Source organism: Nioella nitratireducens (assembly GCF_001879715.1).
Taxonomy (GTDB): domain Bacteria; phylum Pseudomonadota; class Alphaproteobacteria; order Rhodobacterales; family Rhodobacteraceae; genus Nioella; species Nioella nitratireducens.
The window spans coordinates 1-14,344 of the sequence record NZ_MNBW01000004.1; the positions used below are offsets into that span (position 1 = coordinate 1).

A 14,344-nucleotide genomic window follows, 5' to 3' on the forward strand; every position below is an offset into this window, starting at 1 on the left:
TTGATGACTTCGTGGATGACACCGATCTGGCGGCGCGCATCAAAGCTGAATCGCCGCGGTAACAATGAGGCGGTTACGTTGGAACCGCACGTCCCGCACCACTTGCTGAGCGACCAATGCGCCCGTGTGGACAACGACCCGCGCGGCCAACGCATGGCCCAATTGCACCGCCTTGTCGGGCGTGGCACCGCGGAACCGCGCCGCGAGATAGCCTGCGTTGAAGCTATCGCCTGCGCCGGTCGTGTCCGTGGGAACGACACGCGGCAGGTCCGGCAGCAGCCGCGCGCCCGGCCCGCGTTGGCCAAGCGCCATTTCACCGCCGCCGTTTTTCACCACGACCTCTTGCGCGCCAAGCCCCAGATAGCGCGTGGCCGTCGCCAAGGGCGCGGCATCGCCAAACCACGCAGCCTCGTCCTCATGGCTGGGCAATACGATCTCGGCCAAGGCTCCCGCGGCCTCGACCGTCCTGCGCATTGCCTCGGGGCTTTCCCACAGGCGCGGGCGCAGGTTGGGGTCGAAGACAACGCGGCGGCCTTGCAGCGTGTCCAGCAGTGTGGCGCGCCGCTCGGGCGACAGGATGGCAAGCGTGATCCCGGAGAGGTATATCACATCCGCCGCGTCGCAGGCCGCACGCAGCCGCGCCGGATCGTCGGCCAGCGTCCGCGCGGCAGAGCTGTCGCGCCAATAGGTGAAGCTGCGCTCGCCCTGATCCAGCGATATCATGTAGAGCCCCGGCACGCGGGTGGGATGGCGGCTGATCCAGTCTGTCCCGATCCCGGCCCCGGCAATGAACGCGTGGATGCCATCCGAGGTCGTGTCGCGCCCCAGCACGGTGAAGTACCCCACCTGCCAGTCGTCAGGAGCCAAGGCCCGCAGATACCACGCGGTGTTAAGCGTGTCGCCCGCCACCCCCTTGCGGTAGAGCCCGTCACCCGCTTCGGCCAGTTCGACCATGCATTCCCCGATAGAGAGCACGCGCATCTCAGCCCCCAAGCGCCGCCATAGCGCCGCGCAGTTCCGCCAGCCCGCGCATCCGGCCCACCAGCGGATAACCGGGCATCACCGGGCGGTCGAGATCGGAAAGCAGCGACTGCCCGTGATCCGGGCGCATCGGTATTTGCCAATCGGCGCGGCCCTCGGTCTTGCGGCGGGCCTCTTCCGCCAGAAGTGCCCGGATCGTGGCGATCATGTCGGTATCGCCGTCCAGATGCTCGGATTCGTGGAACGAATGCTTGTCCCCCGCTGCCGGGCCCGCCCGGCGGGTGTTGCGCAGATGGACGAAATGGATGCGCGATCCAAGCCGCTCGATAAAGCGGACCGGATTGAAATCTTCTGCGACCCCGAGCGAGCCGGTGCAGAGCGTGATGCCGCTGGCCGGGCTGTCCACGGCCGCCATGATGCGGGCGTAGTCGTCCTCTGACGACATCACACGCGGCAGGCCAAGCAGGGAAAACGGCGGATCATCGGGGTGGCAGCACAGGCGCAGCCCCAGCTCTTCTGCCGTCGGCACCACTTCGGACAGGAAGTCGACCAGATGGCCGCGCAGACGGTCGGACCCGATCCCCTGGTAGGTGCCCAGATGGGCGCGCACATCCTCCAGCGTCCAATTGTCATTCGCCCCAGGCAGACCGGCGACGATGTTGTTGGCCAGCGCAGCCTTGGCCGCGTCGCTCATGCCGGCGTGGCGGTCTGCCGCTTGCGCGCGCAAGGTGTCGGGGTAGTCAGCCTCGGCCCCGCTACGCCCCAGCAGGAAACAGTCGAACAGGCAGAATTCCACGAGGTCGAAAGCCATCATCCGCCCGCCATTGGGCGTTGCGGCGGCCAGATCGGTGCGGGTCCAGTCCAGAACCGGCATGAAATTGTAACAGACCGTGGAAATCCCCGCAGCGGCCAGATTGCGCAGGCTTTCACGGTAGGCATCGAGATGAGGGCGCAGCGGACCGGTCTGGGTCTTGATCGCTTCCGACACCGGCAGACTTTCGACCACGTCCCAGCCAAGGCCGGACTCGATACATTGCGGATGGGCGATCTGCCGTTGCCGGGTTGCGATATCGCCCGGCGTCCAGACCTCGCCCGGGGCCACATGGTGCAGGGCCGAAACGATCCCCTCGGCCCCGGTCTGGCGGATCTCGGAGATCGAGATTTCGTCAGCCGGTCCAAACCAGCGCCATGTCTGTTTCATCGCATATCCTTTCCCGGATGGCCCCTTGGCAGGGTCTTAGCTGCCAAGCAGGCTGAGCCCGCTTTGCGTGTCGAAAAGGTGGATCTGCCCCGGCGGCACCCCGAGGGCGATGGTCTCGCCGATCCGCACGCGGGTCTGGCCGGGGCTGTGCACGGTCAGCGGGGTGCCATCCCTGGTGGTGCCGTAGATGTAGGATTCCCCGCCCAGTTGCTCGACGCTTTTGACCTCGATGCTGACCGGGCCATCGGCGGCGGGCTGCATTTCGGTCGGGCGAATGCCAAGCGTTACTTCTTGCCCCGGTCGCTGGTCGTAGCCGTCTTCCGGGATCAGCACCCGCTCTCCCGACGGCAGGACCAATTCCCCCCGGTCGCCATCCTCGATGCGACCGGCAAGGAAGTTCATCTTGGGGCTGCCGATGAACCCCGCCACGAACAGGTTGCGCGGGGTGTTATAAAGTTCCAGCGGTGCGCCGAATTGTTCGACCTCGCCAAGCTTAAGGACCGCGATCTTGTCGGCCATGGTCATCGCTTCAACCTGATCGTGGGTCACGTAGATCATCGTGTTGCCAAGACGGCGGTGCAACGAGGCGATCTCGCCGCGCATATCGACCCGCAATTCGGCGTCGAGGTTCGACAGTGGCTCGTCGAAGAGGAACACCTTGGGTTCGCGCACCACGGCGCGGCCGATGGCGACCCGCTGACGTTGGCCGCCCGACAGATCCTTGGGGCGTCGGTCAAGCAGCATGTCGATCTGCAACATCTTGGCGACCGAGGTGATCTTTTCCGCGATCTCGGCCTTGGGCGTGTTGATGTTCTCAAGCCCGAAGCTCAGGTTCTGGCGCACGGTCATATGCGGGTAGAGCGCATAGGACTGGAACACCATCGCAAGCCCCCGGTCGGCGGCGGGCACCGTGTTGACCACGTCGCCGCCAATGGCGATCTCGCCGCCGGTGATGTCCTCAAGCCCCGAAATCATCCGCAGCAGGGTGGATTTTCCGCAGCCCGAAGGGCCGACGAAGACGCAGAATTCGCCGTGCTTGATGTCAAGGTCGACCCCCTTGATCACGTCGACCGCGCCATAGCTCTTGCGGACATCTCTCAGTTCGATGCTGGCCATGTCAGTTTCTCCTTTCGCCGTCGCCGGTCACTTGCCGCCGGTCGAGGCAATGCCCGTGGCGATGTATTTTTGCAGGAACATGAAGACGAGCGCGATCGGCAGAAGCGTCAGCACCGTCATCGCCAAGAGGCTGCTCCATTCCGTGTTCAGCTCGCCCTGGAACGAGTTCAACGCCAGTTGCAGGGTGAAATTCTCGGTCTGGCTAAGAACGATCAGCGGCCAGAGGAAGTCATTCCAGCGCCACATGATCGCAAGGATCGCCAACACCGCAATGGCGGGGGCAGATAGCGGCAGAATGATGCGCCAGAAGATCTTCCACTCGCTGGCCTTGTCCATGCGCGCGGCGTCCAGGATCTCGTCCGGGATGGTGATCATGTATTGCCTGAGCAGGAACACCCCCGTGGGCGTGGCCGCACCGGGAATGATGACGCCCCACAGGCTGTTCAGCATCCCCAGTTGCTGGGTGATCAGGAAGAGCGGCACAAGAACCACCGTCTGCGGGATCATCAGCGTGCCGATCACGATCGCCAGCACGGTCATGCGCCCCCGGAACTTGTATTTCGACAGCGCAAAGGCCGCCATGGAATTGACCAGCAGCATGATCACCGTGGCCATCACCGTGATGAAAGTCGAATTCCACAGAAAGCGCAGGAAATTGAAGCGTTCGAACAGGCCGGTGTAATTTTCGACCGCCAGCGAAAGATGCTCCAGCGGTTCGCGGTTCGAGATATCGACACGCAGGCGCGTTTCCGGGTCAGCCGGGTCGATCATCTGCGCAACCAGCCCGACCCGGCGCAACTGGGCCAACGTCCGCCCCTCATATTCTCCGGCAGTGATCTGGAACAATGGCAGCGGGTCTTCGTAGCCGTCCACCATTACCGTTTCCTGCGCATAGGGTAGGAAACGTGGCGGGAAGCGTTGCAGGTCGGCCTCGGTCTTGAAGGACGACAGCACCAGCCAGATCACTGGCCCGAACATCAACAGGATGCCAAGGACCAGATAGCAATAGGTCAGCCAGTCGGTCCAATCCATCTTGCCGCCGCCGCGTGTGCGGGTCATGAACTCTACGATCTTACCCATCGACATTCCTCCGATTGGCCCAGAGTTGCAGGGCGGTAAGCAAAACCAGAACCAGCGCCAGCAGGATCGAGGCGGCCGCCGCCAACCCGAACAACCTGGGCGCCCCGGCAAAGCCGGTCTGGTAGATGAACTGGATCATGAAGGTCGTGGCCGAGCCGGGACCGCCCCCGGTAAAGGCAAAGACCTCTTCAAAGACCTGAACGCTCTTGATCAGGGCCAGCACCAGCACCACCAACAGCGTTGGCGACAGCAGCGGCAGGGTGATCTTGGTAAAGCTGCGCCACGGGCTGGCACGGTCCATCAGCGCGGCCTCGTAGACATCGCGCGGGATCGCCTGAAGCCCGGCCAGCAGGATCAGAGTGTAAAAGCCCATATGCGCCCAGACCGACAGGAAGACCGACCACGTAAAGGCCCATCCCCGATCCACCAGCCACGCAAAGCTGTCATAGCCCATGGCCTCCAACCCGGCATTCAGAACGCCGTTGCGTTGCAGGATCCACTTCCAGATCAGCGCCACCACGACGGGCGACAGCAACACGGGAAAGAAGAACACACCGCGAAAAAAGCCGCGGGCGCGGATATCGCGGTTCAGCACCAGTGCCGTCAGCAGCGCGAAGCCCACCATGAAGCCCACTTGCAGCGTCACGAACCAGACCGTGTTCCACACCGCGCGCCAGAACAGATCCTTGGTGCAGGTGTTGGGGTCGAGGTAATTCGAACACGCGCCGAGCGTCTGGAAATTCTGCATACCCACGAATGGCCGGTCGCCCAGCAACACGTTGTCGCCGCCGGTCAGGGCATAGATGACATTCAAAATGATCGGCAGGAACGCAAACAGACCAAAAAGCACGAGGTTGGGCAACAGGAATGCCCAGGCAAGGCGCTGAATGCCGAAACGGCGTTGCAGGGCCTGAAGCGGGATCTCGATGATCCGCATGATCGGTGACAGGATTGACAGCATGGGGAACCTCCCTGCCCCGGCGCGGCTGGCGCGGGGGAAACGCACGGCCCGAAGGCCATGCGTGTTTGGTATTGAAACGCCGCGTGGGGTTACTGGGTTTCGGCCATGGCGTCAGCCAGGTCGGACACGGCCCGATCCATCGCTTCGTCCACGGTCAGTTCCCCCACGATGGCCTGCGTCACACGCTGCACGGTGATCCCGAACATGGCGCGGTTGCCGGCATAGCCCTGATAGGCGTAGGCAATCGGCGAGATGTTCGGCACCTGTGCCGCCCACGCGTTCAGCGCTGCTGCTGCCTGCGGCGAGGTGTCTTCATACTCGACGCCCGCGGCTGCCACGGCCGCATGGGCCGGGATGTTGCGGGTGCGGGCAGTGACTTCGGCGTAGACATCTTCCTGCGCGAGATAGTCGATCACGGCCGCGACCGCCTCGGGGTGCTGGGTCTGGCTGAAGCCCACGATGCCTGCTCCGCCGGGCATCCCGGTGCAGCCGCCATCGCCACAGGGCGAGCCTACGACCTGCCAGTCGAAGAAGTCGCCGATATCACGGTCGAAGCGCGACACCTGCCAGCTACCGGAATAGTAGTAGACCAGCTCGCCATTGACGAATTCCTGTGCCGCGTCCTGATAGGTCGAGCCACCCTGCCCGGCCCACACGTCACGCGCCATGGTGCCGTCCTGGTTCCATTCCACGAACTGGCGCACGTAGTTGGTAAAGCCTTCGTCCACGAGGATCGGGTTGCCATCCTCGTCAAAAAGCTGCGCGCCATAGGAAATCGCGGGGCCCGCGATCCGGTGGCCCGAGCGGTCCATCGCCATCGGGAACTGGGTGCCGGTGGCTTCGGCGACCGCGCGGCTTGCAGCGGCCCAGTCTTCCCAGGTCGCATCCGCGCCCGGCACATCCACGCCTGCCTGATCGAAGAGAGTCCGGTTGATATAGGCCCCGGTGATGGTCAACTGCGAGTGCAGGCCATAAAGGCCGTCATCGCCCGCGCCGCCGCGATACCAGTCGAGGGTGCCGCCGAAGCTGGCTTCCCAATAATCGCGGTCCACATAGGGCGCGAGGTCGAGATAATACTCGTGCAAACCGCCGAGGTCGGTGACCTTGGCGATATCGGGGCCGCTGCCTGCGGCCAGCTGAACCGGCAGGTTTTCGAGGATGGCCTGATAGGGCACCACGTCGACGATCACGTCGATACCGGGGTTTTCCGCCTCGAACCGGGTCAGCACATCGTCATAGACCTCGCACTCATTGCCATCGGAATAGCACATGAAGCGCACTTCCTGCGCTTGCGCGGCCATGCCGCCAGCCATGAACAACGCCGCAAGCGCCGTGGTGGTCATGATGGATTTTTTCATTTCGACTTCCTCCCTTGATGCAAGTCTTTCAAATCGGGGCTTGCCCCCCGTGGTTATGGCAGCCAACTCTCGTAGAGCGGGGCAGCCCTGCTCAGCGGCAACGACACCCGTTGCCCTGTTCGCGCAGCTTCATAAACGGCGGTCACCAATTCGATGGACCGCCGTCCATCCTGCAACGTCACCTCTCGACCGCCGCGCCCCTCCAGCGCGTCGGCGATGGCGTCGAAATACCCGGCAAAGCCCGCCAGCGGGGCCTCAAGCCCGGCCAGCACCGCGTCGATGGCGGCCTGATCATGGGGCGCGCGGGCGGTGAAGGTCCACTGGTCTTCGGCCGGGGCATAAGGGGCGGTGCCGCTTTCGGCGGTGACCCCCTCGAAGGTAAAGCGCAGGCGGGTGCTGTCGGTGGCGGCGCCAAGCGTGATCGAGCTTGTCGAGAGCGCGCCGTTTTCATGCACCAGCAGGATCGCGCCGCAATCCTCTGTCTCGATCTCGTTCACGCGGGTCGCCGTGCTGGCCGACAGTTCGGATATCGGGCCAAAAACGCTGCACAGAAGGTCGTGATTGTGGATCGCATGGCCCAGAACAGCCCCGCCGGATTCCCCCGCCCATGTCCCGCGCCACGGGACCGCGTAATAGTCGGGGCCGCGGTTCCAATGGGTCTCAAGGCTTGCCGCAAAGGGCTTGCCCGCCAAGCCTGCGTCGATCAGCGCCCGGATCTGCTGGGTGCCGGGGCCATAGCGGTATTGGAAGACCGGGAAGACCTGCTTGCCCGCTGCCTCGGCCACCGCGATGAGCGCATCGACCTCGGCCAGCGACCGCACCAGCGGCTTTTCACAAACCACGTGCTTGCCCGCCTCCAGCGCCGCCTTGGACACCGGGAAATGCAAATGCGGCGGCAGGCAGACGTCGATCAGGTCGATCGCGGGATCGGCCAGCACGGCGTCGAGGTCGGCGGTGATCGCAATCGCCGGATCGTCCCCCGCCACGGATTTCGCACGCTCGGGGTCCAGATCGCACAGGGTTGTCACGGCAAACCGGTCCGGCAAGGCGCGATAGCCCGCCAGATGCTGCGCGCCGATGCCGGTGCCGATGATGGCGACACGGATCATGCGGCGCCCCCTTCCGCCATGGCCTGCGCCTTTAGCGCCAGTTCCATCACCTTGAAGGCATGGGCCTGCGGCATCGCGGTTTCCGTCCGGTTCAGAACATCCTGTGTCAGCCGCGCGAAGTAGGGCAGCCCGGCATCGGCGCAAGAGATCTTTTCGCAGCGCGTGCCATTTACCAGCACGAGGTGGTCGGTGCCCTCGGCCCCGCCCACATCGACATATTTCCGCAGTTCGATATAGCCCTCGGTGCCCAGGATGGTCAGCCGCCCGTCGCCCCATGTGGGCAGACCGTCCGGCGTGTACCAATCGACCCGGATATATCCGTGGCCGCTGTCAGAGCGCAGCGCCAGTTCCCCGAAATCCTGCAAGCCGGGATCGTCGGGATTGGCGAAATTTCCGACACTGGCCATGCTGACCTCGGCATCGGAAGAGCCGGTGAACAGCAGGAACTGGTCGATCTGGTGGCTGGCGATATCCACCAGCACCCCGCCATAGGCGTCACGGTCAAAGAACCAGTCGGGGCGTGACGGGCGGTTCAGCCGGTGCGGGCCAAGGCCCACGGTCTGCACCACGCGGCCAATGGCCCCCTCTGCCACCAGCTCTTCCGCGCGGGTGACGGCGGGCACTTCGAACCGTTCCGAGAAGTCGACCGACCAGATGCGACCGGTGCGCGCCGCGACCTCTTTGATCGCATCAAGCTGCGCCATCGTCGTGCAGCCGGGCTTGTCGACCATCACGTCCTTGCCCGCCTCCATCGCGGCGATGGCCAGATCGGCCCGGTCCCGCGGAATCGCGGAAATCAGGATCAAGTCCACCTCGGGGTCGTTCAGGATCTCGTCCTTGCTGGCTGCGCGTGGCACGTCGGGAAAGCGCTTCTCGAACCCGTCCAGCGTTTCGGGCGTGCCGTCCGTCCACCATTTGGAAAAGAAGGCCCCGGCCTCGACCATATTGGCGGCCATCCCGTAGATATGGCGGTGATCAATGCCAAGGGCGGCGATGTTCAGCGGTCGGGTCATTGGGAAACGTCCATGATGCGCCCCTCTTTGGCAGAGGCGGCGATTGCGTCGATCAGGTGATGGGCAGCCAGCGCGTCGCGGCCAGAGGCCACGGGCGCGCGCCCTTCGTTCAGGGCAGCGGCGAAATCCTCGATGATCGCCTGGTGCCAGTCGTGGGTGAAGGCCATCGGATCGGCCCCGCCGCCGGTGGTGGCAGTCGCCCCGAAGGTCTCTTCGCGACCATCCCGCCAGCGCAGGGTCAGCACGCCCGAGCCCAGATGCAGGCTGGCCTTGTCGAAATGGAGCGTGATGGTCTCGGCCCCGCCCGGAAAGCTCGCGGTGCTGGCCACCAGAGACCCGACCGCGCCATTGGTAAAGCGCAGGCCCGCCGTGGCGAAATCTTCTGACTCCATCTGGTGGAACCGCGTGGTGGCAGCCATCGCCTGCACCTGCGAGACCGGCCCGGCGAGGCTGAGCGCGAGGTCGATCGTGTGGATCGCTTGGCTGATGAGCACTCCGCCGCCGTCACGAGCATAGGTGCCGCGGCCCGGCTCGTCGTAATAGGCCTGCTCGCGCCACCACGGCACGGTGATCTCAACCAGCCCGAGCGCGCCGAGCGTTCCAGAGGTCACAAGCCCTGCCGCTTTCAGTGACGCGGCCCGCATCCGATGCTGGAAGAAGATGCCAAGGCGCACGCCCGCGTCTTCGCAGATGCGCACGACCTCTTCCGCCTCTGCCGAGATCCGCCCCACAGGCTTTTCCAACAAGATATGCTTGCCCGCCTCGGCCAAGGGCCGCACCAACGCGGCGCGGGCGTCGGGCGGCGTGGCGATCACAACCGCGTCCACCTCGGGATCGGCGGCAATGGCGGCGATGTCTGGGTAAACCTGCAACGGCGCCCCCTGTGCCGCGTCTGCAAAGGCGGCGGCGCTTTCGGGCCGCCGGGCAGCCACGCCTTTGAGCCGCACCTTTGGCGCCGCAGCCCGAAGCGCGGCCAGGTGGGTGCGGGCCACCATGCCCGTGCCCACCAGCACGCAGGTCAATATTTCGCTGTCAGCCACGGAAACGCGCCCTCCCTCTTGTTCCGGTTGGCCGCAGGTTGCACACCGGTATACCGGTTGTCAACAGAGCTGCACACCGGTATACCGGAAAATGAAGGAGCCCGGAAATGCCCATGGATGACGCCCCGAAGAGTCCCGACAAAATCGCCACGGCGGACGGCGAGCCGGGTTTTGCCGCTATCGCCTTCCCGCCGCTGGACCTGACCCGCCCTGCCGGGGAGCAAATCTTCGCGGCGCTGAAATCCGCGATCCTGACCACGGAATTGCCGCCCGGCTGCCTGATCTCGGAAAACGAGATCGGCCAACGCTTCGGCGCCAGCCGCACCCCCGTGCGCGAGGCCTTTACACAACTGCGCACCGACGGGCTGATCGTGACCCGCCCAAGCCGGGGCAACTATGTCTCGCGCCTGTCCGAAGCGCGCATCCGCGAGGCGCAATTCATCCGCGAAGCCCTGGAACTGGCCAATGTCACCCGTCTTTGCGAGCGGGGCCTGCCCGATGCGGTCATCGGTGAACTGACCGGCATTCTCGACATTCAGGGCCGCGCGGTGGCCGAGGGCGACACGCTGGGCTTTCAGGCGCAGGACGACCGATTTCACACCACCCTGGCCCGCGCCACGGGGTTCGAGAGGGCCGAAACCCTGCTGATCCGCGAAAAGGCGGCGCTGGACCGGCTGCGGGTGTTCTCGCTCGGCGACACCGATCACATGACGCGCCTTCTGGAAGAGCACCGCGCCATTCTGGACGCGATCCGTGGCCGCGACACCGACAGGGCGGTCGAGGCCATGCGGACGCATCTGCGCTCGATCCTCAGCGCGCTGTCCAGCCTGATCGCCGCACATACCGATTTCTTCGAATAGACCCGGAAAGGACGGACCCGAATGTCCCCCATCCAAGAGGCGGCCCTGTCCGGCCTTGCCCAAGACCTCTACGAGACCATCGCAGAACTGCCCATCGTCTCGCCCCACGGCCATTGTGACCCGCGTTGGTGGGCCGAGGACAGCGCCTTCCCCGATCCGGCGGAATTGCTGATCATCCCCGATCACTACGTGTTCCGGATGCTCTATAGCCAGGGCGTTTCGCTGCGTGATCTCGGCATTGGCGTCGCCCGCGAAGACCGCGATCCGCGGGGCATCTTCCGGCTTTTCGCGCAGCATTGGGACAGGTTCCTCGGCACCCCCAGCCGGGGCTGGCTGGAGCACACGCTCTACAAGACGCTCCGGATCGAGGTGGCCCTGACGCCGGACACCGCCGATACCGTCTTTGACCAGATCGCCGCGCGTCTGGCCACGTCGGCCTTTCGCCCACGCGCCCTGTTCGAGTCCATGGGGCTCGAATGCCTCGCCACCACCGATGGCGCGCTCGACCCGCTCGCCGCGCATCAGGCAATCCGCGAGTCTGGCTGGTCCGGCAAGGTCATCCCCACCTTCCGCCCCGATGACGTGCTGAACCCGGCCCGGTCGGGCCACGCGGACAATCTCGCCAGGCTTGGCGAGATGACCGGAGAGGACGTGAGCCGCTACGAGAGCTTTCTTGCCGCGCTGCGGACCCGCCGCGCCGCCTTCCGCGCGCTTGGGGCCACGGCAACCGACCATGACGTGCCCGACCTGATGACCCGCTGGCTCGACCCGGCCCAGATCCGCGCGCTGCATGACAAGGCGATTGCCGGGGCTTTGTCTGCCAGCGAAGGGCGCGCCTATTACGGGCACATGCTGGTCGAGATGGCCCAGATGTCGGCAGAGGACGGCATGGTCATGCAGATCCATGCGGGCAGCCGCCGGTCGACGAACCGCGCCCTGCTGGCGGAATTCGGCCCCGACATGGGCGCTGACATTCCCCATGCGGTCGACTGGGTGGCGGGGATGGACGCGCTGCTCAACCGCGTCGGCAACGACCCGCGCCTGCGGGTGCTGCTGTTCACGCTGGATGAAGGCACCTATGCCCGCGAACTGGCCCCGATGGCGGGGCATTGGCCATGCCTGCGGCTTGGCCCCCCGTGGTGGTTCCATGACAGCCCGAATGGCATCCGGCGCTATTTCGACCAGGTGGTGGAAAGTGCGGGCTACTGGAACCTTGCGGGCTTCAACGACGACACCCGCGCCTTCCTGTCGATCCCGGCACGTCACGATACGTGGCGGCGCGGTGTGGCGCTGCATCTGGCGGGACAAGTGGAGCGGGGCACCTTTGGACGCCGCGACGCCAAGCGCCTTGCGCCGCTGCTGGCGCGCGATCTGGCCAAGATGGCCTACCGGCTGGAGGACTGAGCCATGAACCGTATCCTGCATCTCGGCTTCGGCAATTTTCACCGCGCCCATCAGGCGTTTTACACCGCCGCCGCCAATGCGCTCGGCGAAAACTGGGCGATCACCGGCGTCGCCATGCGCCGCCCGGACCTGCGCGATGCACTGGCCGCGGGCGGATTTGCCTATACACTCGGGATTCGCGGCACGGATGGGTTGGAGGCGCGGCACATCGCCGTGCATGACCGGGTGCTGGTGGTGCCCGAAGACCCGCAGGCGGTGATCGACGCGATTGCCGACCCCGAGACCCATATCGTCAGCCTGACGGTGACCGAGAAGGGCTATCACCTGAACCCCGCCACCGGCGCGCCGGATCTGGACGGGGCGGCACTGGCCGCCGATCTGGTGGCTCCGTTGCCGCAGACAGCCGTCGGCCTGATCGCCCACGGGCTGGCCAAGCGGGTGGCGGCCGGCGCGCCCGTCACGGTGCTGAGCTGCGACAACATCTCGGGCAACGGGCACAAGTTGGCCCATGCGGTGCATGGCTTTGCCAAGGCCGCCGGGCTGGACATTGGCGATTTTCTTGCCACCCATGTCCGGTTTCCCGACAGCATGGTGGACCGGATCACCCCTGCCACCACCGACGGTATCCGCGCCGAGATTGCCGCCATCACCGGGAAGAACGAGCCGCAGCCCGTGCTGACCGAGGCGTTTTCCGAATGGATCATCGAAGACGATTTCGCCGGACCGCGCCCCGCGTGGGACAAGGTCGGCGTCGAGATCGTGCCCGATGTGGCCCCGTTCGAGATGCGCAAGCTGCGGCTGTTGAACGCTGCGCACAGCTATCTCGCCTATGCCGGACAACTGGCGGGGCACCGCTATGTCCACGAGGCGATCCGCGATCCGCGCCTGCGCCCCATCGTGGAAGGTATCTGGGACGAAGCCGCCAGCACCCTGCCCGACGCAGTGGCCGACACAACGCCCGCCTACCGCACCGCGCTGCTTGACCGGTTCGAAGGGGCCGGGATGCGGCACGAGCTGGCGCAGATCGCGCAAGATGGCAGCCTGAAATTGCCGGTCCGTCTGGTTCCCGTCTGGCACCTGCGCCGCGCCGCGGGCGACCTCGCCCCCAACGTGACCGAGGCGGTTGCGGCATGGCTGGCATTTGTGCGGCGTGAGGTCTTGGCCGGGCGCGCCCTTGCCGATCCAGCGGCAGGGCGGCTGGCCGGAATGGTGCGCGGGGCGGACGACACCGATGCCTTCTGCCGCGCGGGCTGTGCGTTGCTCGACATGGAGGAAGGCACAGCCGACTGGCTGGCTACCTTGGTGCGGGATGTGGATGCGCTCAGTCCCTGACATCGCCGAGCCTCCGGGTCAGGAAGGACAGAACCGCCTGCCGCATCGCCGGGCTTTCGGCGTGGCCCAGGTCTTCTTCTACATGAAACTCCAGCTGATCGGGGGTGGCCGTGTAGGCCGCTTCCAGCGCGGCCCGCGCGGGGGCAAAGGCATGGGCGGGCGTGGACCAGTCCTGCATCCCGACGCAGATTTGCAACGCCCGCGGCGCGGCAAGCCCCGCGATTTGCCCCGTGGACCACCCCGGCAGCAACCCCGGCACGGTCATGTAGATCCCGTGCCCGTCATGCGCGGCCGTCGCCACCAGACGGTCGAGATCGGCAAAGGAACACAGCGCCGCCGCCGCGCGAACCCGGTCATCCAGCGCGGCAAGCCAGAAGGCATGGGTGCTGCCCATGGACAGGCCAAGCGCGCCAAGGCGATCCGCGTCGATCACCGGATGATCGGACAGAAAGGACAGGCCCGCCGACAGTTCCGCCAGCATTTGCCCGAACAGCGTCGTGCCGCGCCACAGATGCGCCTTGGCCCGCGCGCTTTCGCACGGCTGCTGCCGGGTGCCGAAGGCGGGCATCTCGATTGACAACGCCGCAATGCCAAGACGGCACAGGTCGGGCGCGTATGGGCCAGTCAGGGCGGGTCGCCCCTCGGTCAGTTCCTCGCGCCCCATCTCGTAGCGGTTGCCATGGGCATGGCAATAGATCAGCGCGGGCACGGGGCCGGTTTCAGGGCGCAGGAAGGTGGCGGGAATACCCTCGCCATGCATGTCGATGCGCAGATCCTCCAGCACCCAATCGCCAAACGGGGCCTGCCCCACGACCTGCACGCTGTCGAACCGGGCCGCGCCAAGGCGGACCCCAAGCAGACGCTCCAGATCGGCGCGCCCGGCCATGCC

General features: G+C 65.6%; 13 protein-coding genes. 3 read left to right on the top strand and 10 right to left on the bottom strand.

The features are described 5' to 3' along the window. Positions 1–39 precede the first annotated feature (39 nt). The 9 genes from BKY27_RS04280 to BKY27_RS04320 all read right to left on the bottom strand — a co-directional run bounded on the left by BKY27_RS04280 (position 40) and on the right by BKY27_RS04320 (position 9,859). Positions 40–981, bottom strand: coding sequence for a sugar kinase (locus BKY27_RS04280; RefSeq protein WP_071673214.1), 942 nt, complete (start codon positions 979–981; stop codon positions 40–42). 1 nt (position 982) lies between these two features. Further along, on the bottom strand, positions 983–2,182 hold the full coding sequence (gene uxuA / locus BKY27_RS04285) for a mannonate dehydratase (protein WP_071673215.1): 1,200 nt from the start codon (positions 2,180–2,182) through the stop codon (positions 983–985). 36 nt (positions 2,183–2,218) lie between these two features. Beyond that, positions 2,219–3,298: an ABC transporter ATP-binding protein gene (locus BKY27_RS04290; RefSeq protein WP_071673216.1), complete on the bottom strand. Its 1,080-nt coding sequence runs from the start codon at positions 3,296–3,298 to the stop codon at positions 2,219–2,221. Between the two features lie 27 nt (positions 3,299–3,325). Beyond that, positions 3,326–4,378: a carbohydrate ABC transporter permease gene (locus BKY27_RS04295; RefSeq protein ID WP_071673217.1), complete on the bottom strand. Its 1,053-nt coding sequence runs from the start codon at positions 4,376–4,378 to the stop codon at positions 3,326–3,328. Continuing rightward, positions 4,371–5,339 carry a carbohydrate ABC transporter permease gene (locus tag BKY27_RS04300; RefSeq protein WP_071673218.1) on the bottom strand — a complete coding sequence of 323 codons (969 nt, stop codon included), beginning with the start codon at positions 5,337–5,339 and terminating at the stop codon, positions 4,371–4,373. Before BKY27_RS04300 ends, BKY27_RS04295 begins: the two co-directional genes overlap by 8 nt. Positions 5,340–5,428: 89 nt before the next feature. Next, positions 5,429–6,697 carry an ABC transporter substrate-binding protein gene (locus BKY27_RS04305; RefSeq protein WP_071673219.1) on the bottom strand — a complete coding sequence of 423 codons (1,269 nt, stop codon included), beginning with the start codon at positions 6,695–6,697 and terminating at the stop codon, positions 5,429–5,431. A 53-nt stretch (positions 6,698–6,750) separates the two neighbouring features. Continuing rightward, positions 6,751–7,806 (bottom strand): Gfo/Idh/MocA family protein, encoded by a 1,056-nt coding sequence (locus tag BKY27_RS04310; protein WP_071673220.1) that lies wholly within the window; start codon positions 7,804–7,806, stop codon positions 6,751–6,753. Further along, positions 7,803–8,819, bottom strand: a complete 1,017-nt coding sequence (locus tag BKY27_RS04315) for a Gfo/Idh/MocA family protein (protein ID WP_071673221.1) — start codon at positions 8,817–8,819, stop codon at positions 7,803–7,805. The genes BKY27_RS04310 and BKY27_RS04315 overlap by 4 nt, the downstream gene beginning before the upstream one ends. After that, positions 8,816–9,859, bottom strand: coding sequence for a Gfo/Idh/MocA family protein (locus BKY27_RS04320; protein WP_233491774.1), 1,044 nt, complete (start codon positions 9,857–9,859; stop codon positions 8,816–8,818). The genes BKY27_RS04315 and BKY27_RS04320 overlap by 4 nt, the downstream gene beginning before the upstream one ends. 107 nt (positions 9,860–9,966) lie before the next feature. On the opposite strand from BKY27_RS04320, the gene BKY27_RS04325 reads away from it, so the two are divergent. From BKY27_RS04325 to BKY27_RS04335, 3 genes are read left to right on the top strand one after another with little or no spacing between them, the layout of a single operon-like run. Further along, the gene (locus tag BKY27_RS04325) at positions 9,967–10,719 is read left to right on the top strand and encodes a GntR family transcriptional regulator (RefSeq protein ID WP_199559070.1); all 753 of its coding nucleotides are present in this window, start codon (positions 9,967–9,969) and stop codon (positions 10,717–10,719) included. A 21-nt stretch (positions 10,720–10,740) separates the two neighbouring features. Further along, complete coding sequence (gene uxaC / locus BKY27_RS04330; protein ID WP_071673222.1) at positions 10,741–12,123, top strand: glucuronate isomerase; 1,383 nt, start codon at positions 10,741–10,743, stop codon at positions 12,121–12,123. A 3-nt stretch (positions 12,124–12,126) separates the two neighbouring features. Next, the gene (locus BKY27_RS04335) at positions 12,127–13,455 is read left to right on the top strand and encodes a mannitol dehydrogenase family protein (protein WP_071673223.1); all 1,329 of its coding nucleotides are present in this window, start codon (positions 12,127–12,129) and stop codon (positions 13,453–13,455) included. Here BKY27_RS04335 and BKY27_RS04340 read toward each other — a convergent pair. Next, positions 13,445–14,341 (bottom strand): alpha/beta hydrolase family protein, encoded by an 897-nt coding sequence (locus BKY27_RS04340; RefSeq protein ID WP_071673224.1) that lies wholly within the window; start codon positions 14,339–14,341, stop codon positions 13,445–13,447. The genes BKY27_RS04335 and BKY27_RS04340 overlap by 11 nt on opposite strands. Between the last annotated feature and the right edge of the window lie 3 nt (positions 14,342–14,344).

Coding starts and splice junctions, on each gene's coding strand:
- BKY27_RS04325 (WP_199559070.1), top strand. CDS start 9,967: ATGCCCATGGATGACGCCCCGAAGAGTCCCGACAAAATCGCCACGGCG.
- BKY27_RS04295 (WP_071673217.1), bottom strand. CDS start 4,378: ATGGGTAAGATCGTAGAGTTCATGACCCGCACACGCGGCGGCGGCAAG.
- BKY27_RS04340 (WP_071673224.1), bottom strand. CDS start 14,341: ATGGCCGGGCGCGCCGATCTGGAGCGTCTGCTTGGGGTCCGCCTTGGC.
- BKY27_RS04280 (WP_071673214.1), bottom strand. CDS start 981: ATGCGCGTGCTCTCTATCGGGGAATGCATGGTCGAACTGGCCGAAGCG.
- BKY27_RS04335 (WP_071673223.1), top strand. CDS start 12,127: ATGAACCGTATCCTGCATCTCGGCTTCGGCAATTTTCACCGCGCCCAT.
- BKY27_RS04310 (WP_071673220.1), bottom strand. CDS start 7,806: ATGATCCGTGTCGCCATCATCGGCACCGGCATCGGCGCGCAGCATCTG.
- BKY27_RS04315 (WP_071673221.1), bottom strand. CDS start 8,819: ATGACCCGACCGCTGAACATCGCCGCCCTTGGCATTGATCACCGCCAT.
- BKY27_RS04290 (WP_071673216.1), bottom strand. CDS start 3,298: ATGGCCAGCATCGAACTGAGAGATGTCCGCAAGAGCTATGGCGCGGTC.
- BKY27_RS04300 (WP_071673218.1), bottom strand. CDS start 5,339: ATGCTGTCAATCCTGTCACCGATCATGCGGATCATCGAGATCCCGCTT.
- BKY27_RS04305 (WP_071673219.1), bottom strand. CDS start 6,697: ATGAAAAAATCCATCATGACCACCACGGCGCTTGCGGCGTTGTTCATG.
- uxuA (WP_071673215.1), bottom strand. CDS start 2,182: ATGAAACAGACATGGCGCTGGTTTGGACCGGCTGACGAAATCTCGATC.
- uxaC (WP_071673222.1), top strand. CDS start 10,741: ATGTCCCCCATCCAAGAGGCGGCCCTGTCCGGCCTTGCCCAAGACCTC.